11 protein-coding genes and 1 pseudogene are annotated in these 19,693 nt (G+C 72.4%); 7 read left to right on the forward strand and 5 right to left on the reverse strand.

Annotated elements, in window-relative coordinates; all coding sequences use genetic code 11:
* Positions 1-107: 107 nt before the first annotated feature.
* Positions 108-2,612: an aminopeptidase N gene (gene pepN, locus ACFC09_RS25975; protein WP_376532518.1), complete on the reverse strand. Its 2,505-nt coding sequence runs from the start codon at positions 2,610-2,612 to the stop codon at positions 108-110.
* A 250-nt stretch (positions 2,613-2,862) separates the two neighbouring features.
* Positions 2,863-3,252 carry a chorismate mutase gene (locus tag ACFC09_RS25980; protein ID WP_376532520.1) on the reverse strand — a complete coding sequence of 130 codons (390 nt, stop codon included), beginning with the start codon at positions 3,250-3,252 and terminating at the stop codon, positions 2,863-2,865.
* A gap of 153 nt (positions 3,253-3,405) precedes the next feature.
* Here ACFC09_RS25980 and ACFC09_RS25985 point away from each other — a divergent pair, with 153 nt between their 5' ends.
* Positions 3,406-4,287: a hypothetical protein gene (locus tag ACFC09_RS25985; protein WP_376532522.1), complete on the forward strand. Its 882-nt coding sequence runs from the start codon at positions 3,406-3,408 to the stop codon at positions 4,285-4,287.
* A 97-nt stretch (positions 4,288-4,384) separates the two neighbouring features.
* On the opposite strand, the gene ACFC09_RS25990 is transcribed toward ACFC09_RS25985, so the two are convergent.
* From ACFC09_RS25990 to ACFC09_RS26000, 3 genes are all read right to left on the reverse strand, one after another.
* Positions 4,385-5,845: a glutamate synthase subunit beta gene (locus ACFC09_RS25990; protein ID WP_376532524.1), complete on the reverse strand. Its 1,461-nt coding sequence runs from the start codon at positions 5,843-5,845 to the stop codon at positions 4,385-4,387.
* Positions 5,838-10,457: a glutamate synthase large subunit gene (gltB, locus tag ACFC09_RS25995; protein ID WP_376532526.1), complete on the reverse strand. Its 4,620-nt coding sequence runs from the start codon at positions 10,455-10,457 to the stop codon at positions 5,838-5,840. The genes ACFC09_RS25990 and gltB overlap by 8 nt, the downstream gene beginning before the upstream one ends.
* Before the next feature lie 378 nt (positions 10,458-10,835).
* Positions 10,836-11,567: a VIT1/CCC1 transporter family protein gene (locus ACFC09_RS26000; RefSeq protein ID WP_376532528.1), complete on the reverse strand. Its 732-nt coding sequence runs from the start codon at positions 11,565-11,567 to the stop codon at positions 10,836-10,838.
* 239 nt (positions 11,568-11,806) lie between these two features.
* Here ACFC09_RS26000 and ACFC09_RS26005 point away from each other — a divergent pair.
* From ACFC09_RS26005 to ACFC09_RS26030, 6 genes and pseudogenes are all read left to right on the forward strand, one after another.
* A pseudogene (locus tag ACFC09_RS26005) lies at positions 11,807-12,793 on the forward strand (ADP-ribosylglycohydrolase family protein); the annotation flags it as partial.
* A gap of 656 nt (positions 12,794-13,449) precedes the next feature.
* Complete coding sequence (locus ACFC09_RS26010; protein ID WP_376532547.1) at positions 13,450-14,595, forward strand: ADP-ribosylglycohydrolase family protein; 1,146 nt, start codon at positions 13,450-13,452, stop codon at positions 14,593-14,595.
* Between the two features lie 13 nt (positions 14,596-14,608).
* Positions 14,609-15,787, forward strand: a complete 1,179-nt coding sequence (locus ACFC09_RS26015) for an ADP-ribosylglycohydrolase family protein (protein ID WP_376532530.1) — start codon at positions 14,609-14,611, stop codon at positions 15,785-15,787.
* The gene (locus ACFC09_RS26020; protein WP_376532532.1) at positions 15,775-17,460 is read left to right on the forward strand and encodes an ADP-ribosylglycohydrolase family protein; all 1,686 of its coding nucleotides are present in this window, start codon (positions 15,775-15,777) and stop codon (positions 17,458-17,460) included. Before ACFC09_RS26015 ends, ACFC09_RS26020 begins: the two co-directional genes overlap by 13 nt.
* A gap of 61 nt (positions 17,461-17,521) precedes the next feature.
* Positions 17,522-18,715, forward strand: coding sequence for a CaiB/BaiF CoA transferase family protein (locus ACFC09_RS26025; RefSeq protein ID WP_376532534.1), 1,194 nt, complete (start codon positions 17,522-17,524; stop codon positions 18,713-18,715).
* Positions 18,712-19,530 carry an HpcH/HpaI aldolase/citrate lyase family protein gene (locus ACFC09_RS26030; RefSeq protein ID WP_376532535.1) on the forward strand — a complete coding sequence of 273 codons (819 nt, stop codon included), beginning with the start codon at positions 18,712-18,714 and terminating at the stop codon, positions 19,528-19,530. Before ACFC09_RS26025 ends, ACFC09_RS26030 begins: the two co-directional genes overlap by 4 nt.
* Positions 19,531-19,693: the final 163 nt, after the last annotated feature.

The raw sequence follows: 19,693 nt of genomic DNA on the forward strand, positions 1-19,693 counted from the left end.
TCGAGGCCCGGGGAACCGGGCTCGGGAATCCGCCGAGGCGCAAGGGGTGGTGAGGGGGTTTGGTGTGGGGGCCGGGTGGGGGTTCCCGGCCCCGGTGGGCTGGGCGGTTATGCCTCGCGTACGCGCAGGGCGCGGGCCAGGTCGTCGAGTTCGTCGGTGAGCCTGCGGCGCAGGGCGGCGACCGGTTCGGCGTCGCGCAGGCAGGTCTCACCGAGGGCGAGGTTCTCGGCGTCGACGGCGTGTGCCGGGAAGGCCCAGCGGCCGGTGGCGGCGGCGATGGCGGGGCCGCGGCGGGCGGCGAGGGCGACGGCGTCGGGGTAGTAGCGGGGGACGTACTCCCGTAGCAGGTCGGCCTGTTCGGGCTGCCAGAAGCCCTTGGCGGTGGCGGTGAAGAGGTAGTTCGACAGGTCGGTGGTCTCGTCGCCTTCGAACATCGCGGCCCAGGCGGCGCGTTTGGCGTCGGGGTGGGGCAGGGCGGCGCGGCAGTGGGCGGCGCCTTCTTGGCCGCTGGCGCTCGGGTCGCGGTCCAGTTCGGCGGCGATGGCTGCCTCGTCGGTGGCGCCGAGGACGGCGAGTCGGGCGAGGATGCGCCAGCGCAGTTCGGGGTCGAGTTCGGGTCCGCCGGGTACGGTGCCGTCGGCGAGCCAGGCGGCGATGGTGTCGGGGTGGGCGGCGGCGTCGATGAAGTGGCGTACGGCGACGAGTCGCAGGCCGGGGCTGTCGCCGTCCTCGGTGCGGCGGATGAGGTCGCGGCAGAGGGCGGACAGGGTGCTCAGGGCGGCCGGACGTTGTTCGGGGGTGAGGTAGCGGTCGGTGATCTGGGTGGAGGCGAACGCGAGGACGCCCTGGACTATGGCGAGGTCGGTTTCGTGCGGGAGGTGGGTGCGGGCGGCGTCGAGGTAGGCGGTGGGTGGGAGTTGGCCGTCGCGGACGGCGTCCCGCAGGGCGTTCCAGACGACGGCGCGGGTGAGGGGGTTGGGCAGGCCGGAGAGGCTGGTGCGGAGGGTTTCGAAGGAGTCGGTGTCGAAGCGGATCTTGGCGTAGGTGAGGTCGCCGTCGTTGAGGAGGAGCAGCGCGGGGCGTTTGCCGAGGGGGTGGGGTTGGGTCTGTGGGATGTCGAGGTCGTGGCGGTCGCGCAGGGTGAGGTGGCGTCCTTCGTCGGTGGGGTCCTGGTCGTAGAGGCTGATGGTGATGCGGTGCGGGCGGCTGCCGGTGCGGTCGATGCGCAGGGTGTGTGTTCCCGGGTCGGCGTGGTCGAGGGTGGGGGTGAGTGTGTCTACTCCGGTGGTGCGTAGCCAGGCGTCGGCCCAGGCGGGTACGTCGCGTTCGGTGGCGGAGGCGAGGGAGTCGATGAAGTCGGCGAGGGTGGCGTTGGCGAATTTGTGGCGGGTGAAGTGGGTGTTGATGCCGGCGAGGAAGTCTTTCTCGCCGAGCCAGGTGACGAGTTGGCGGAGTGCGGAGGCGCCTTTGGCGTAGGAGATGCCGTCGAAGTTGAGGAGTGCGGAGGCGGTGTCGTCTACGGCTTCGGGGGCGACGGGGTGGGTGGAGGGGCGTTGGTCGGCGTCGTAGCCCCAGGCTTTGCGGGCGACGCCGAAGTCGACCCAGGTGTCGGTGAAGCGGGTGGCTTCGGCGGTGGTCTGGTAGCCCATGTACTCGGCGAAGGACTCGTTGAGCCAGATGTCGTCCCACCAGGTGAGGGTGACGAGGTCGCCGAACCACATGTGGGCCATTTCGTGGGCGATGACGACGGCGCGGGTCTGGCGTTCGGTGTCGGTGACGGCGGAGCGGAAGACGAATTCGTCGCGGAAGGTGACCAGGCCGGGGTTTTCCATGGCTCCGGCGTTGAATTCGGGGACGAATGCCTGGTCGTAGGAGTCGAAGGGGTAGGGTTCGGCGAATTTTTCGTGGTAGCGGTCGAAGCAGGCGCGGGTGATGTCGAGGATTTCGTCGGCGTCGGTGTCGAGGTGGGGGGCGAGGGAGCGGCGGCAGTGGAGGGCGAAGGGCAGGCCGCGGTGTTCGGTGCGTACGGAGTGCCAGGGGCCGGCGGCGACGGCGACGAGGTAGGTGGAGATGAGGGGGGTGGGGGCGGCTTTCCAGCGGCCGTTGCCGAGGTGTTCGGTGATGCCGTTGGCGAGGACGGTCCAGTTTTCGGGGGCGGTGACGGTCAGGTCGAAGACGGCTTTGAGGTCGGGTTGGTCGAAGGCGGCGAAGACGCGTTGGACGTCGTCCATGAACATTTGGGTGTAGACGTAGGTCTGGCCGTCGCTGGGGTCGGTGAAGCGGTGCATGCCCTCGCCGGTGCGGGAGTAGCGCATGCGGGCGTCGAGGTGGAGTTCGTGTTCGCCGGGGGTGAGGTTTTTCAGGGGGAGTCGGTGTTGGTGGAGGGTGTCGGGGTCGAGGGGGTGTCCGTCCAGGGTGGCGGTGCGCAGTTCGGCGGGTTTGATCTCGACGAACGTGTCGGTGTTCGGGGTGTCGGCGCGTACGGAGAACCTGATCGTGGTGTGGGAGTCGAAGGTCTCGTCGCCGGTGGTCAGGTCGAGCTCGATGGTGTAGCGGTGGACGTCGAGGAGCTGGGCTCGGCTCTGCGCTTCGTCGCGCGTCAGTACGGACATGCAGGCCATGCTGCCTGATACCGCCGATGGCGGACAGCGGTGGGGCGGTATGTGCCGTATATGTGTTGTGTACGTTTCTGGTCGGTGGGGGTCCGGGGAGGGTGTGGCCGCCCCGGCAGCCGGGTGCCGGGGTGGCGGGTGGTGTGTGGTCCGGCGCCCGCTGTCGTGGCGGGGTGGGGTGCGCCGGGGCGGTGACGTGGGGGTTTGACGCGGGGTTGCGGGGTGCTGACGGGTGGTGAGCGGGGGTGGGTCAGGCGTGGTCGGTGGTGTGGTCGGTGGTGTGGTCGGTGGTGTGGTCGTGGGCCGTGTGGTCGTTCGCGGTGTCTTCGGCGATGCGTTCGTGGTGTCTGATCACTTCGGCGATGATGAAGGTCAGGAATGTCTCGGCGAAGGCCGGGTCCAGCTTGGCGTCCTCGGCGAGGCCACGGAGCCGGGCGATCTGGCGTGCCTCGCGGGCGGGGTCGGCGGGCGGCAGTTGGTGGACGGCCTTGAGGTGGCCGACCTGCTGGGTGCATTTGAAGCGCTCGGCGAGCATGTGGACGATGGCCGCGTCGATGTTGTCGATGCTGTCGCGCAGTCGGTCGAGTTCTGCGCGGACGGCGGGTTCGACGTCACCGTTTCCGGTGTTGCTGGAGGTCATGGGTGTCCAGCCTAGGGGGCGCACGGGGGTTCGATCACGGGTGGTCGGCGGGGGCGGTGGCCGGGTCGTCCGGGCTGGGCACCGGGTGGGCGAAAACCGCTCACACCCGCATAGAGTGGATGCGATGTCCAGGGCGTCTTTGGGGGTGCGGGCGTGGCGAACGACGGACCGGTCGAGCATGGCTATCCGCATCTGGAGACGGTGCGGGCCGCGATCACGGCGCTGTACCGGCGTCTTTCGTACGACACGATCCAGACGTTCGCGACCAGTGTGGCGCCGGCGGACGTGGCGTTCTCCGATGTCGATGATCTGCATCTGGGTGCGCAGCGGGTGGCGGGTGAGATCGTGCGGCACTTCCGGTTGCCGGATGCGCGTCTGGTGGTGAGTTTCCGGGAGATGAGTCATGCGGCGAACGTCGAACTGGAGGCGGGTCCGGAGTACTTCGTGGAATTGAACGACCGGTTCCGTTCGCATCGCCGGGACATCGGTGCGGCGCTGGCGCACGAGGTGATGCATGTCTATCTGCACCGTCTGGACCTGTCGTTCCCGAGTACGCCGGAGAACGAGATCCTGACGGACACGGCGACGACGTATCTGGGTGCGGGGTGGCTGTTGCTGGACGCCTACCGGGAGGACACGGTGTCGTCGCAGAAGCTCGGTTATCTGACGCCGGAGGAGTTCGGTTATGTGCTGGCCAAGCGTTCCTTGGTGTTCGGTGAGGATCCGTCGGTGTGGTTCACCAGTCCGCAGGCGTACACGGCGTACACCAGGGGTCTGGCCCAGGCGCGGCAGGACGAGCAGCAGCCGCCGCTGACCGCGGCGGGCTGGGCGGGCCGTCGCCGTTATGCCCGGGATCGCCGTCAGGTGCACGGGCCGCAGCCGGGTGTCGGTTACGCCTTCGCTGCGGACGGCGGTGGCCGGCTGCGGGTGTCGTTCCCGTGCCCGACGTGCCGGCAGCGCATCAGGGTGCCGGTGCGGGGCCGGGTCCGGGCGCGTTGCGGTCTGTGCCGCACGGTGTTGGAGTGCGACACGTGAGAGACGCGGCGGCGCCTGCCCGGGTCCGGTCGGGGACGATGGGCAGGCGCCGTCGGTGTTCCGTACGCCTTTGTACGGGACGTGTGGTGGTGATCCGTCAGACGAGTGCTCGGTCCGTCGGGTGGATCGGGGAGGGGAGGTCGCTGGTGCCGGTCAGGTAGTGGTCGACGCCCTTGGCTGCGGAGCGGCCTTCGGCGATGGCCCAGACGATGAGGGACTGGCCGCGGCCGGCGTCGCCGGCGACGAAGACGCCGGGCACGTTGGTCTGGAAGTCGGCGTCGCGGGCGATGTTGCCGCGTGCGTCGAGGTCCAGGCCGAACTGCTCGACCAGGCCGTTCTCGCGGTCGGTGCCGGTGAATCCCATGGCGAGGGTGACGAGTTGGGCGGGGATGCGGCGTTCGGTGCCGGGCTTCTGGGTGAGTCTGCCGTCGGTGAACTCGACCTCGGCGATGTGCAGCCACTGCACGTTGCCGTCCTCGTCGCCTTCGAAGTGGGTGGTGGAGGCGGAGTAGATGCGTTCGCCGCCTTCCTCGTGGGCGGAGGTGACCTTGTAGAGGATGGGGAAGGTCGGCCAGGGCTGGCTGGTCGGGTTCCGTTCGTCGCCGGGGCGGGGCATGATCTCCAGCTGGGTGACGGAGGCGGCGCCCTGGCGGTGGGCGGTGCCCACGCAGTCGGCGCCGGTGTCGCCGCCGCCGATCACCACGACGTGCTTGCCCTCGGCGGTGATCGGCGGGGTGACGTAGTCGCCTTCCTGGACCTTGTTGGCCAGGGGGAGGTACTCCATCGCCTGGTGGATGCCGCCGAGTTCGCGGCCGGGGACGGGCAGGTCGCGGGCGGTGGTGGCGCCGGCGGCGATGACGACGGCGTCGTAGCGCTTGCGCAGGTTCGTCGCCGTCAGGTCGCGGCCGACCTCGACGCCGGTGCGGAACCGGGTGCCTTCCGCGCGCATCTGCTCGATACGGCGGTTGATGTGCCGCTTCTCCATCTTGAACTCGGGGATGCCGTAGCGCAGCAGGCCGCCGACGCGGTCGGCGCGTTCGTAGACGGCGACGGTGTGGCCGGCCCGGGTGAGCTGCTGGGCGGCGGCCAGGCCGGAGGGTCCGGAGCCGATGACCGCGACGGTCTTGCCGGAGAGCCGTTCGGGGGCCTGGGGGCGGACGTCGCCGCTGTCCCAGGCTTTGTCGATGATGGAGACCTCGACGTTCTTGATGGTGACGGGCTGCTGGTTGATGCCGAGTACGCAGGCCGACTCGCAGGGGGCGGGGCACAGCCGTCCGGTGAACTCCGGGAAGTTGTTCGTGGCGTGCAGGCGTTCGGCGGCGGCGGTCCAGTCCTCGCGGTAGGCGTAGTCGTTCCACTCGGGGATGAGGTTTCCGAGCGGGCAGCCGTTGTGGCAGAACGGGATGCCGCAGTCCATGCAGCGGCTGGCCTGCTTGCTGATGATCGGGAGCAGGGAGCCGGGGACGTAGACCTCTTGCCAGTCCTTGACGCGTTCGCTGACGGGTCGGGTTTCGGCGATCTCTCGACTGTGGTTGAGGAAGCCCTTCGGGTCAGCCATTGATCGCCGCCTCCATCATCTTCTCGTGGGTCTCGGTCTCGGAGAGACCGGCTCGCTCGGCGGCGTCCTTGGCGGCGAGCACTGCCTGGTAGGTGCTGGGGATGATCTTGCTGAAGCGGTCGGCGGCCGTGTCCCAGTCGGCCAGGAGTTTCGCGGCGACGGTGGAGCCGGTCTCCTCCTGGTGGCGGCGGACGACGTCGTGCAGCCACTGCTTGTCGGTGTCGTCGAGCGGCTGGACGGCGTCGACGTTGCCGGCGTTGACGTTGTCGCGGTCGAGGTCGACGACGTAGGCGATGCCGCCGGACATGCCGGCCGCGAAGTTGCGGCCGGTCGGGCCGAGGACCACCGCGTGCCCGCCGGTCATGTATTCGCAGCCGTGGTCGCCGGCGCCTTCGGAGACGACCAGCGCGCCGGAGTTGCGGACGCAGAACCGTTCGCCGGTGCGGCCGCGCAGGAACAGTTCGCCGCCGGTGGCGCCGTAGGCGATGGTGTTGCCGGCGATCGTCGAGTACTCGGCGAGGTGGTCGGCGGCGCGGTCGGGGCGGACGATCACCCGGCCGCCGGAGAGGCCCTTGGCGACGTAGTCGTTGGCGTCGCCCTCCAGGCGGAGGGTGATGCCGCGGGGCAGGAAGGCGCCGAAGGACTGGCCGGCGGAGCCGGTGAAGGTGATGTCGATGGTGTCGTCGGGCAGGCCGGCGCCGCCGAACTGCTTGGTCACCTCGTGGCCGAGCATGGTGCCGACCGTGCGGTTGATGTTGCGGATGGGCACCTGGGCGCGGACCGGCTGGGCGTCGGTGGCGCTGGTGGCGGCGAGGGCGTCGGCGGCGAGCCTGATCAGCTCGTTGTCGAGGGCCTTGGCGAGGCCGTGGTCCTGTTCGACGGTCCGGTGGCGGACGGCGCCGGCGGGCAGGTCGGGGACGTGGAACAGGGGTTCCAGGTCGAGGCCCTGTGCCTTCCAGTGGTTTATGGCGCGGGTGACGTCGAGTGCCTCGGCGTGGCCGACGGCTTCCTGGATGGAGCGGAAGCCGAGTTCGGCGAGGATCTCGCGGACCTCCTGGGCGATGAACTCGAAGAAGTTCACCACGTACTCGGCCTTGCCGGCGAAGCGGTCGCGCAGGGTCGGGTTCTGCGTGGCGATGCCGACCGGGCAGGTGTCGAGGTGGCAGACGCGCATCATGACGCAGCCGGAGACGACGAGCGGTGCGGTCGCGAAACCGAACTCCTCGGCGCCGAGGAGCGCGGCGATGACGACGTCGCGGCCGGTCTTGAGCTGGCCGTCGGTCTGGACGACGATCCGGTCCCGCAGGCCGTTGAGCAGGAGGGTCTGCTGGGTTTCGGCGAGGCCGAGTTCCCAGGGGCCGCCGGCGTGCTTGAGGGAGGTCAGCGGGGACGCGCCGGTGCCGCCGTCGTGTCCGGAGATCAGGACGACGTCCGCGTGGGCCTTGGAGACGCCCGCGGCGACCGTGCCGACGCCGACCTCGGAGACCAGCTTCACGTGGATGCGGGCCGAGGGGTTGGCGTTCTTCAGGTCGTGGATGAGCTGGGCGAGGTCCTCGATGGAGTAGATGTCGTGGTGCGGCGGCGGGGAGATCAGGCCGACGCCGGGGGTGGAGTGCCGGGTCCTGGCGACCCATGGGTAGACCTTGTGGCCGGGCAGTTGGCCGCCTTCGCCGGGCTTGGCGCCCTGGGCCATCTTGATCTGGATGTCGTCGGCGTTGACCAGGTATTCGGAGGTCACGCCGAAGCGGCCGGAGGCGACCTGCTTGATCGCGGAGCGGCGGGCCGGGTCGTACAGGCGCTCGGGGTCCTCGCCGCCCTCGCCGGTGTTGGACTTGCCGCCGAGCTGGTTCATGGCGATGGCGAGGGTCTCGTGGGCCTCGCTGGAGATGGAGCCGTAGGACATGGCGCCGGTGGAGAACCGTTTGACGATCTCGGCGGCCGGTTCGACCTCGTCGATGGGGATCGGTTGCCGGCCGGAGGCGAAGCCGAACAGGCCGCGCAGCGTCATCAGGCGCTCGGACTGCTCGTTGACGCGGCCGGTGTACTGCTTGAAGACGTCGTAGCGGCCGGTGCGGGTGGAGTGCTGGAGGCGGAAGACCGTCTCGGGGTCGAACAGGTGCGGTTCGCCCTCGCGGCGCCACTGGTACTCGCCGCCGATCTCCAGGGCGCGGTGCGCGGGGGCGATGCCGGAGGCCGGGTAGCCCTTGGCGTGCCGGGCGGCGACCTCTTCGGCGATGACGTCGATGCCGACGCCGCCGATCTTGCTGGTGGTGCCGTTGAAGTACTTGTCGACGAAGGCGTCGTCGAGGCCGACGGCTTCGAAGACCTGGGCGCCGCGGTAGGAGGCGACGGTGGAGATGCCCATCTTGGACATGACCTTCAGGACGCCCTTGCCGAGGGCGTGGATCAGGTTGCGGATGGCGGTGTCGGCGTCCATGCCGGGCAGGAAGGTGCCGGCCCGGACCAGGTCCTCGACGGACTCCATCGCCAGGTAGGGGTTGATGCCGGCGGCGCCGTAGCCGATGAGCAGGGCCACGTGGTGGACCTCGCGGACGTCACCGGCCTCGACCAGCAGGCCGACGTGGGTGCGCTGCTTGGTGCGGATGAGGTGGTGGTGGACGGCCGCGGTGAGCAGCAGCGAGGGGATCGGCGCGTGCTCGGCGTCCGAGTGGCGGTCGGACAGGACGATCAGCCGGGCGCCGTTGTCGATGGCGGCGTCGGCCTCGGCGCAGATCTCGGCGATGCGGGCGGCCAGCGCGTCGCCGCCGCCGCCGACCCGGTACAGGCCGGAGAGGGTCGCGGCCTTGAAGCCGGGCAGGTCGCCGTCGGCGTTGATGTGGATGAGCTTGGCCAGCTCGTCGTTGTCGATCACCGGGAAGGGCAGTACGACGCTGCGGCAGGAGGCGGCCGTCGGGTCGAGCAGGTTGCCCTGCGGGCCGAGGGCGGAGCGCAGCGAGGTGACGAGTTCCTCGCGGATCGCGTCCAGCGGCGGGTTGGTGACCTGCGCGAACAGCTGGGTGAAGTAGTCGAACAGGAGGCGCGGGCGTTCGGACAGGGCGGCGATGGGCGAGTCGGTGCCCATGGAGCCGATCGGTTCGGCGCCGGTCTTGGCCATCGGTGCGAGCAGGACGCGCAGCTCTTCCTCGGTGTAGCCGAAGGTCTGCTGGCGGCGGGTGACGGAGGCGTGGGTGTGCACGATGTGCTCGCGCTCGGGCAGGTCGCCGAGTTCGATCTCGCCGGCTTCCAGCCATTCGGCGTAGGGCTGTTCGGCGGCGAGGGTCGCCTTGATCTCGTCGTCCTCGATGATGCGGTGCTCGGCGGTGTCGACGAGGAACATGCGGCCGGGCTGGAGGCGGCCCTTGCGGACGACCTTCGCGGGGTCGATGTCGAGGACGCCGACCTCGGAGCCGAGGACGACGAGGCCGTCGTCGGTGACCCAGTAGCGGCCGGGGCGCAGGCCGTTGCGGTCGAGGACGGCGCCGACCTGGGTGCCGTCGGTGAAGGTGACGCAGGCCGGGCCGTCCCAGGGCTCCATCATCGTGGCGTGGAACTGGTAGAAGGCGCGCCGGGAGGGGTCCATGGAGTCGTGGTTCTCCCACGCCTCGGGGATCATCATCAGCACGGCGTGGGGCAGCGAGCGGCCGCCGAGGTGGAGGAGTTCCAGTACCTCGTCGAAGGAGGCCGAGTCGGAGGCGTCCGGGGTGCACACCGGGAAGATGCGGTCCAGTCGCTGGTCGCCGAAGAGGTCGGAGGCCAGCCGGGACTCGCGGGCGCGCATCCAGTTGCGGTTGCCCTGGACGGTGTTGATCTCGCCGTTGTGGGCGACGAACCGGTAGGGGTGGGCGAGCGGCCAGGACGGGAAGGTGTTGGTGGAGAACCGGGAGTGGACCAGGGCGATCGCGCTGGCGAAGCGGCGGTCGGACAGGTCCGGGAAGAACGGTTCGAGCTGGCCGGTGGTCAGCATGCCCTTGTAGACGATGGTCCGCGCGGACAGTGACGGGAAGTAGACGCCCGCTTCGCGTTCGGCGCGCTTGCGCAGCACGAACGCCTTGCGGTCCAGCGCGATGCCCTCGCTGGCGTGTCCCGCGGGCTTGGTCCGGGAGGTGTCGTCGGTGACGAAGATCTGCTGGAAGGCGGGCATGGTGGAGCGGGCGGTGGCGCCCAGCAGTTCCGGGGCGACGGGGACGTCGCGCCAGCCGAGGACGGTGAGGCCCTCGTCCTGGGCGATCGTCTCGATCCGTGAGACGGCCTCGGCGGTGTCGTCCGGGGGCAGGAACGCGATGCCGACGGCGTATGCACCGGCCGGGGGCAGTTCGAATCCGGCCACCTGGCGGAAGAACGCGTCGGGCACCTGGGAGAGCAGTCCCGCGCCGTCGCCCGAGTCGGGTTCGGAGCCGGTGGCACCGCGGTGTTCCAGGTTGCGCAGAACGGTGAGCGCCTGCTCGACCAGCACATGGCTCGCCTCGCCGGTGAGGGTGGCCACGAAGCCGACGCCGCAGGCGTCGTGCTCGGTGCGGGGGTCGTACATTCCCTGTGCAGCAGGGCGCGCATCCATGAACGACCAGTTTCGGTCATTCGTGGAAGGCTGGGACGGCTGGCGCGGTGTGCGCATCGGCTCTCCCGTCGTCGTCAGTGGCATGTGCGGTGCCGAGGGACGACGCTGGCCCTCTGCGTGAGAGAAAATTTCGTGCAGGTTACATGATGGATCGGTTCTCGAAAACCGGATACTCCATTCCAGCATGCAGACGTCGCCGGGGTGCGCGACCTGGACGCCGCGCGCGGCGGCGGAAGCATATGAGGACCGAAGCGGACAGATCCATGTCCATCGGCCCGAAAAGGGGGGAGGCGGGAGGAACGGCATCGCCCATCCCGCGGGGTGCACGGCAGGCGTCGTTGCTCGCAGCGCTTACGGCTCATGCCCAGCGGTCAAGCATCCGAAACCAGTCGGTAACAGCTACTTATACGAATCATTGCATAGGTACCAGCCGATCTAGCTTACGGCGGTTCCGAACAGACTGCCCAGGGCGTACGTCACACCGGCCGCCGCGCCGCCCAGGGCGAGCTGCCGCAGACCGCTGAACCACCAGGTCCGCGCGGTCACCTTGGCCACCACGGCACCGCAGCCGAACAGTCCGACGAGGGCCAGCACCAGGGCCGGCCACAGCGCGGTCGCGCCCAGCAGGAAGGGCAGGACCGGCAGCAGCGCGCCGAGCGCGAAGGATCCGAACGAGGAGACGGCCGCTACCAGCGGTGACGGCAGGTCGCCCGGGTCGACGCCGAGTTCCTCGCGGGCGTGTATCTCCAGGGCCTGCTCGGGGTCCCGGGACAGCTGCCGGGCGACCTCGCGGGCCAGTTCGGGTTCGACGCCCCGCGTCTCGTAGAGTGCGGCCAGTTCCTCCTCCTCGTCCTCGGGGTGCCGGCGCAGTTCGCGGCGCTCGACGTCCAGCTCGGCCTCGACCAGCTCGCGCTGCGAGGCGACGGAGGTGTACTCGCCGGCCGCCATGGAGAAGGCGCCGGCGGCGAGACCGGCCAGCCCGGTGATCACGATGGTCTGGTGGCTGACCGCGCCGCCGGTCACGCCGGTGATCAGGGCGAGGTTGGAGACCAGGCCGTCCATCGCGCCGAAGACCGCGGGGCGCAGCCAGCCGCCGTTGACATCCCGGTGTGTGTGGTTGTCCCGGTGCGCCTCGTGCAGCGCCGCTTCGGTGTCGATGATGGCCATAACGGTCCCCCAGGAGCTTGATTGGACGGGTTCTATTTTTCGACAACACCGAAACTACGTCATTGATTTCTCCTTCGCCAGCAAGGAAAGGCTGGGCTAACCTGCGGTTTTACCCTCTTTGCTCATCCGTGCACAGGCTTGCGCACATGTCGACCGGGTGATGCTGCGGCCCGCGGTGCTCGCGTCGACCGCTCCGGTGGCAGACATCCGCAAAGGTCCCCCGACGGAGAGAGCCGCCCATGGCACCGATCGCCCGCATCCCCTCGGTCCCGTCCCCCGGGGACGCCACCGAACTCCGCGACCGGGCGCGCGGCGCGCTGCTCGGCCTGGCGGTGGGAGACGCGCTCGGTGCCCCGGCGGAGAACCTGAAGCCCTCGCAGATCCGCGCCCGCTGGGGCCGGATCACCGGATACGTGGTCGAGCGGCCGTGCGGCACGGACGACACCGAGTACGCGATCTTCTCCGGGCTGCTGCTCGCCCGGCACGGCTCGGCGCTCACCCCGGCCGACGCGGAGGCCGCCTGGCACGAGTGGATCGCGAACCGGCACGAGGGGCCCTTCAGAGGCGCCGGTTTCAGCGAGCGGGGCACGCTGGAGAACCTCCGCAGAGGACTGGCCGCGCCCATCTCCGCCCAGCACCGGCACGCCTGGAGCGACGGCCTCGCGATGCGGGCGGCCCCCTTCGGGGTGTTCGCGGCGGGCCGCCCCGCCGAGGCGGCCCGGCTGGTGGCGATCGACGGCTCGGTCAGCCACGACGGCGAGGGCATCCACGGCGGCCAGGCGGTGGCCGCCGGGGTGGCGGCGGCGATGGCGGGCGCCCCGGTCAGCGCGGTGGTCGCCGCCGCCCTGGCCGTCGTCCCCGACGACTCCTGGACGGCCCGCTCACTGCGGCGGGCCGTCGCCGTCGCCCACCGGGGCGAACGCGCGGTCCGCTGCGCGGTCGTCATCGGCGGCTACCCCTGGACCGACCTGGCCCCCGAGGCGGTGGCACTCGCCTTCGGCGCGTACGCGTCCGCCGACGGCGACTTCCGGCGGGCCGTCCTGACCGCGGTCAACATGGGCCGCGACGCCGACACCACGGCCGCCGTCGCGGGCGCGCTGGCCGGTGCGACCGAGGGCGTGCGCGCCGTACCGCCCGACTGGGCGGCGGCGATCGGCCCGGCCCGCGGCAGCTGCCTGCCCTCCATGGCGGGCCACCACGTACTCGACGTGGCGGACCTCCTGGTCCGGAACCGGCCCACCACGGCCCCGCACAGCCCCGCCGCGGCACGGGACAGAACCACCCCGGTCCAGGACAGGCCCGCCCTGGTCCAGGACAGGCCCGCCCCGATCGCGGACAGGCCCGCCGGAGGGGAGCCGCAACCACCCCTGCCGCACGTCCCACCGGGTGACGGCGTGCTCGAACCCGTGCCCCGCCCACCAGCGGGCACGCCGCGCGAACCCGTGCCCCTCCCACCAGCGGGCCCGCCGCGCGAACCCGCACCGCACGCCCTGTCGAACGCCGCCGGGCCAGAACCCGTACCCCACCTCCCACCGGGCGCACCCCACCACCCGCCGGGCGCGCTCCACCACCCGGTATCGACCCCTCCGCCGACCAGCACCCTCCGCCCCTCCGTACCCCCCGCCCTACCGACCGGCGTCCCACACCACCCCGTACCCCCAGCCCCACCGACCGGCGTCCCACACCACCCCGTGCCGCACTCCCCCGCGGACGGCGCCCCGCCCGGCCTCGTACCCCATCTCCCACCGGGCGCGCTACGCGACCTCGTGCCGCAGGCCGTGGAAGGGCCGGTCCCACCGGCCGCGGTGCGAGGTGACGCCCACCCCGCCGCGCAACCGGCGGCCACCGCGCCCGCGAACCCCGCCGCCTGCGTACCAGCCGCCTGCGCACCCGTCGAGCAGAGCGGCGAGGTGCTGCCGTGAGCCGCCGCGTCGAGGGGCTGCTGCTGGGGCTCGCCGCGGGCGATGCCGCCGGATGGCCCGCGGCACGGCACCGGGCCGCCCGGATGCCCGAGTGGACCCGGCGGCTCACCCGCGAGCTGGACACCTTCGCCGAGCAGAACGCGACGACCACCCTGCCCGTGCCGATCGCGCTCAACCAGCCCCCGGAACCGCTGCGCCTCGGCCCCTCCGACGACGCCGAATGGGCGGCGTTCGCGGCCGAGGCGGTGCTGCGGGCCGGCGACGACAGCGTGCTCGGGGACCTGAGCCGGGACCGCCGCACCCGCGTCGCGATCGACCTGACCTGGAGCGCCGTCGCCTCCGAGGTCGCCGCGGCGGCCGAACGCGCCCCGGAGGTGGAGTCCGCGGTGCTGCCGCTGCGCGCCCGGATCTCGGTCCGGGCCGGCCTCGGCAACCTCGCAGCCGGGCTGCGCCCGCCCGCCAGCGGCCACGACAACCCGCACTACTTCGACGACGCGGCCTGCGTACGCGCCTGCGTGCTCGCCGTCGCCCACCGCGGCAACCCGCGGCGCGCCGCGGAACTGGCCGAGTTCGACGCCCGCTACACCCAGGACGGCGACGGGGTGCACGGCGCCCGCGCGATGGCGGCGGCCCTCGCGCTGGCGCTCACCGGCGCGGACGTGGACACCTGCACGACGGCGGCCCTCGACGAACTGCCCGCGGCCACGGAGATCGGCCGCAACGCCCGCCAGGCGCTGGCCCTCGCCCGCGACACCGGATCCGCCTTCGCGCTGATCCCGCTCCTTGAGCACCAGATCGTCGACCACGTCTACAGCTACGGCATCGCCGCCGCCGAGACGGTCCCGGTCGCGCTCGCCCTGGCCTGCGCCGCGCGGGGCCGCATCGCCGAGGCCGTGCCCGCCGCGGCCTGCCTGTCCCGGGTCGCCGACTCGGCGCCCGCGCTGGCGGGCGCGCTGACCGGAGCGCTGGGCGGCGGCGCGTCCGTCCCGCCCGCGTGGCGGGACGCCTGCCGCACCCTCTCCGGCTGCGCGCTCCCCCGCCTCACCGGCACCGACCTGGTCGAACTCGCCGAACTCCTGGAAACCGCACCACCGGCCGAACCGTGAGGATGATTCGGACATGACACCACCCGAGGAATACGCGAGCGGCGGTCCGGATCTGGCGGAGCGGATCACCGGGGCGCTCGTCGGCGCCGCCGTCGGCGACGCCCTCGGCGGCCCCGTCGAGGGCTACTCCCCCGACCAGATCGTCGAACGCCACGGCGGTCGCGTCCACGGCATCGTCGGCCCCTGGCACGGCGGCGCCTGGCGTACCGCCCGCCCCGTCGCGCCGTACCACAAGGGCGACGGGCACGTCACCGACGACACATTGATGACCCACGCGCTGATCCGGGTGTACGCGCGCGTCCGGGACCACCTCGACGCCTACGCCATCGCCGACCACCTCGTCCCGGACCTGATGACGACCCCCCGCTGGATTCCCGAACTGGAGGCGGAGGCGCTGCCCCTGCACCGGATCTTCCTGGCGGAGAAGTGGCTGGTGGCCCGGCTCGCCTACGGCCATGTGGACCCGCGGGAAGCGGGCGCGGGCAACATCGTCAACTGCGGGGCGGCGATGTACATGGCCCCCGTCGGCCTGGTCAACGCAGCCAACCCGGCGGGTGCGTACGCCGAGGCACTGGACGTCGCGGGCGCGCACCAGTCGTCGTACGGCCGTGAGGCGGCCGGCGTCTTCGCGGCGGCGGTGGCGGCGGCGACCGCACCCGGCGCGACCCCCGACGCGGTGGTGGCGGCGTGCCTGTCCCTGGCGAAGGACGGCACCCGGACGGCGATCGAGGAGGTGTGCGCGGTGGCCGCCCGGCACCACGACATCGAGTCGGCGCTGGTCCCGCTGCGGGCGGCGGTGGCCCCCTACGACACGGTGGGCCCCGACTACCGCGCGCCGTCCCTCGGGGCCCGGCGCCCCTCCCGGCTGCACGCGATCGAGGAGCTTCCCGTCGCGCTCGGCATGCTGCTGGTGGCCGGCGGCGACTACCGGCAGGCGGTCCTGGGGTCGGTCAACTACGGCCGCGACTGCGACTCCATCGCGACGATGGCGGGCGCGCTGGCCGGCGCCCTGGGCTCGCCGGTCCCGCGGGAGTGGTCGAAGGCGGTGGCGGAGGCGAGCCGGCTGGACCTGTGGGCGCCGGCCCGGACGCTCACCGAGGTGTCCCGGGAGGTCTTCGAACGGGACGTCCGGCGCCGCCGGGCCCATGAGCGGGCGTTCAGCGCACTCGGGGGCGCGGAATGCTCCGGCTGACCTGGGTCCAGCCGGAGGACCTGGTGGGCCACGAACTCCGCCACGAACTCCGCCAGGCACGGCAGGACGGACGCGAGCCGTCGGCGATCGAGGCCCGCTGGAAAGCGGCGGGCGGCGGTGCCGCGCCGGTCCGTGCGGGCGCGTCCGCGCAGCGGGCCTCGCGGTATCTGCGGTTGCTGGCGGAGGACCTGCTGGACGAACTGGCGGAGCTGCCGGGCCCGGCCGCCGAACGGGAACCGACCGCACTGCCCCGGATCAAGGCCCTGTGCCCCGACTGGCCCATCGGCCCACTCCGGCCGGGCCCCGTGCCGACCGACCGCGACTCCACGGCGCGGCGGCGGCCGGACCGGAGACCGTCGGCTCCCGGGCCGGTACGCGGCACGACGGCAGGTGACCCGCCGGCAGGGGCGGTTCCGGAAGCCGCGGCACCGACAGGCGCGGCACCAGCAGACGCGACACGGACAGGCAGCAGGCCGGCAGGTGACAGCCCCGCAGGTGGACCGACAAGTGACGGCCCGACAAATGACGGCCCGACAAGTGACCGCCCGATAAATGACGGGCCGACAGATGACGGGCCGGTAGGTGACAGGCCGGCAGGCGGCGGCGCGGCGGCCCTCGCCCCGCTCGCCCTCGAAGCCGCCTGGCTGGGCCGGGCCGTCGGCTGTCTGCTGGGGAAGCCGGTGGAGAAGCTTCCCCTCGACGGCATCCGGCAACTGGCGCGGTCCACCGGCAACTGGCCGCTCGCCGCCTGCTTCACGGCCCGCGGGGTCCCGGCGGACCTCATGGCGGCCCATCCCTTCAACCGGCGCTCGGCCGCCACCTCCCTCGCCGAGAACATCGACGGCATGCCCGAGGACGACGACCTCAACCACCCCCTGCTCAGCCTGCTGTTGCTCGGCCGGCACGGCAAGGCGTTCGGCACCGCCGACCTGGCCCGGCTCTGGCTCGACGAACTGCCCGCCGGCCGCACCTTCACCGCCGAACGCATCGCCTACCGCAACCTCCTCGCCGGCCTCGAACCCCCGCACACGGCCCGCCACCGCAACCCCTTCCGCGAGTGGATCGGTGCCCTGATCCGCGCCGACGTGCACGGCTGGACCAACCCGGGCGACCCGGCCGCCGCCGCGGAACAGGCCCACCGCGACGCCGTCCTCAGCCACACCGCCAACGGCGTCTACGCGGCCATGTTCACCGCGGCCACCATCGCCGCCGCGGCCACCGGATCCCTCGACGTGCACGCCTGTCTGCGCGTCGGCCGCTCAGTGGTGCCGCCCCGCTCCCGGCTGGCCGACGCCCTCGACCACGCCGTCGGGACGGCCGCCGCGCACCCGGACTTCGACCAGGTCGTGGACGCGCTCCACGCCCGGCACTCCGCCACCTACCACTGGGTCCACGCCATCCCCAACACCGCCCTGATCGCCGCCGCCCTCACTCACGCCGACGGCGACTTCAGCGGCTCCATCTGCCGTGCCGTCTCCGGCGGCTGGGACACCGACTCGGCCGGCGCCACCGCCGGCAGCATCGCCGGCCTCCTCGCCGGAACGCCCGCCGCCCTGCCCGACCGCTGGACGGCTCCCCTCAAGAACCGGCTCGCCACCTCCGTCACCGGCTTCGACGGCATCGGCTTCGACACCCTCGCCCACCTCACCCACCTGGAGGCGACCCGCCCATGACCCCCGCCCCACCCGCAGGCCCACCCGCCGGCCCCGCCGCGCGCGACCCGCAGTGCACCGCATGAACCCCGGCCAGCCCCTGCACGGCCTGCGCGTCCTCGACCTCGCCACCCTCTTCGCCGGTCCCCTCGCCGCCACCCTGCTCGGTGACTTCGGCGCCGAGGTCATCAAGATCGAGCACCCGAGGAAGCCCGACCCGTCCCGGGGGCACGGACCCGCGAAGGACGGCGTCGGCCTGTGGTGGAAGCTGCTCGGCCGCAACAAACGCACCCTCACCCTGGACCTGTCCAAGCCCGGCGGCCGCGCCACCCTGCTGCGGCTCGCCGCCACCGCCGACGTGGTCGTCGAGAACTTCCGGCCCGGCACGCTGGAGAAGTGGGACCTGGGCTGGCCGGAGCTGTCCGCCGCCAACCCGCGGCTGGTGCTCACCCGGGTCACCGCCTTCGGCCAGTTCGGGCCGTACGCCCGCCGCCCCGGCTTCGGCACCCTCGCGGAGGCGATGAGCGGCTTCGCCGCGATCACCGGCGAGCCGGACGCGCCCCCGACACTCCCGCCCTTCGGGCTCGCCGACTCCATCGCCGCCCTGGCCACGGCGTACGCGGTGATGACGGCGCTGGCCGCCCGGGAGCGGACCGGCGAGGGCCAGGTCGTCGACATGGCCATCATCGAGCCGATCCTGACCGTCCTCGGCCCACAGCCGATCTGGTACGACCAACTGGGCCACGTCCAGCCGCGTACCGGGAACCGCTCGCAGAACAACGCCCCGCGCAACACCTACCGCACGGCGGACGGGTCCTGGGTGGCGGTGTCCACCTCGGCCCAGTCGGTCGCCGAACGCGTGCTGGACCTGGTCGGCCGCCCGGATCTGAGCACGCAGCCGTGGTTCGCGACCGGCGCCGGACGGGCGGCGCACGCCGACGTGCTGGACGAGGTGGTCGGCCGCTGGATCGCCGCCCGCACCCGCGACGAGGTGGTGGCGGCCTTCGAGAAGGCGGAGGCCGCGGTGGCACCGGTGCAGGACGTGCGGGACGTGATGACCGACCCGCAGTACGCGGCCCTGGACACCATCACCACCGTCGACGACCCGGAGCTGGGCCCGCTGCGCATGCAGAACGTCCTGTTCCGGCTCTCCGCCACGCCCGGCTCGATCCGCTGGGCGGGCCGCCCGCACGGCGCGGACACCGTGGCCGTCCTGACCGAGCTGGGTCTGACCCCGGCGGATCTCGACGCCCTGCGCGCGGAGGGCGCCCTGTGATCCCGACCCCGCTCACCTGGCTGTACGTCCCCGGTGACCGCCCACGTGTGGTGGCGAAGGCGCTGGCCTGCGGCGCGGACGTGGTGGTGATCGACCTGGAGGACGCGGTCGCCCCGGACCGCAAGGAGTACGCCCGCGTGGCCACCGCCGACCTGCTGTCCGAGCCGCAGCCGGTGCGGGTCGACGTCCGGGTGAACGGCGCGGAGGGGCCGTGGGCGGCGGCCGACCTGCGGGCGATGGCCGGGCTGCCGGGCGTGTCCGGGGTGCGGCTGCCGAAGGTGACGTCCGCCGCCGAGGTGGTCCGCGCCGCCCACGACGCCGGGCACGACCGGCTGTACGCCCTGCTCGAAACGGCCCTGGGCATCGAGCGTGCCTACGCCATCGCCACCGCCCACCCGGCCCTGCGGGGCATCTCCCTGGGCGAGGCGGATCTACGGGCCGACCTGGGCGTCCAGGCCGACGCGGGGCTCGACTGGTGCCGGTCCCGGGTCGTGGTCGCCGCACGGGCGGCCGGTCTCGCCCCGCCGCCCCAGTCGGTCCACCCCGACATCCGGGACCTGGACGGCCTGGCGGCCTCCTGCGCGCACGGCCGTGCCCTCGGCTTCCTCGGCCGGGCCGCCATCCACCCCCGTCAGCTGCCGATCATCGAGCGGGCCTATCTGCCGACGGAGGCGGAACTGGAGCAGGCCGAGACGATCGTGAAGGCGGCGACGGCGGAGCGCGGCGCCCAGGCGCTGCCGGACGGCCGGTTCATCGACGCGGCGGTGGTGGCGGCGGCCCGGCGGACGCTGTCCCTGGTGACCCGCACGCCGTGAACCCGAGACGGCCGGATCGGCCGCGCCGGGCGCGTCGAGCGAGTCGGGCGCGTCAGGTGGGTCGGGCGCGTCAGGTGGGTCGGGCGGCGGGCCGGACAGCAACGCCGCCCGGCCCCGCCTCATGGCCCGCGGTACGACGACGAGGGCGCCCCCCGCACGGCAG

This window comes from Streptomyces sp. NPDC056161 (assembly GCF_042268025.1).
Taxonomy (GTDB): Bacteria; Actinomycetota; Actinomycetes; order Streptomycetales; family Streptomycetaceae; genus Streptomyces.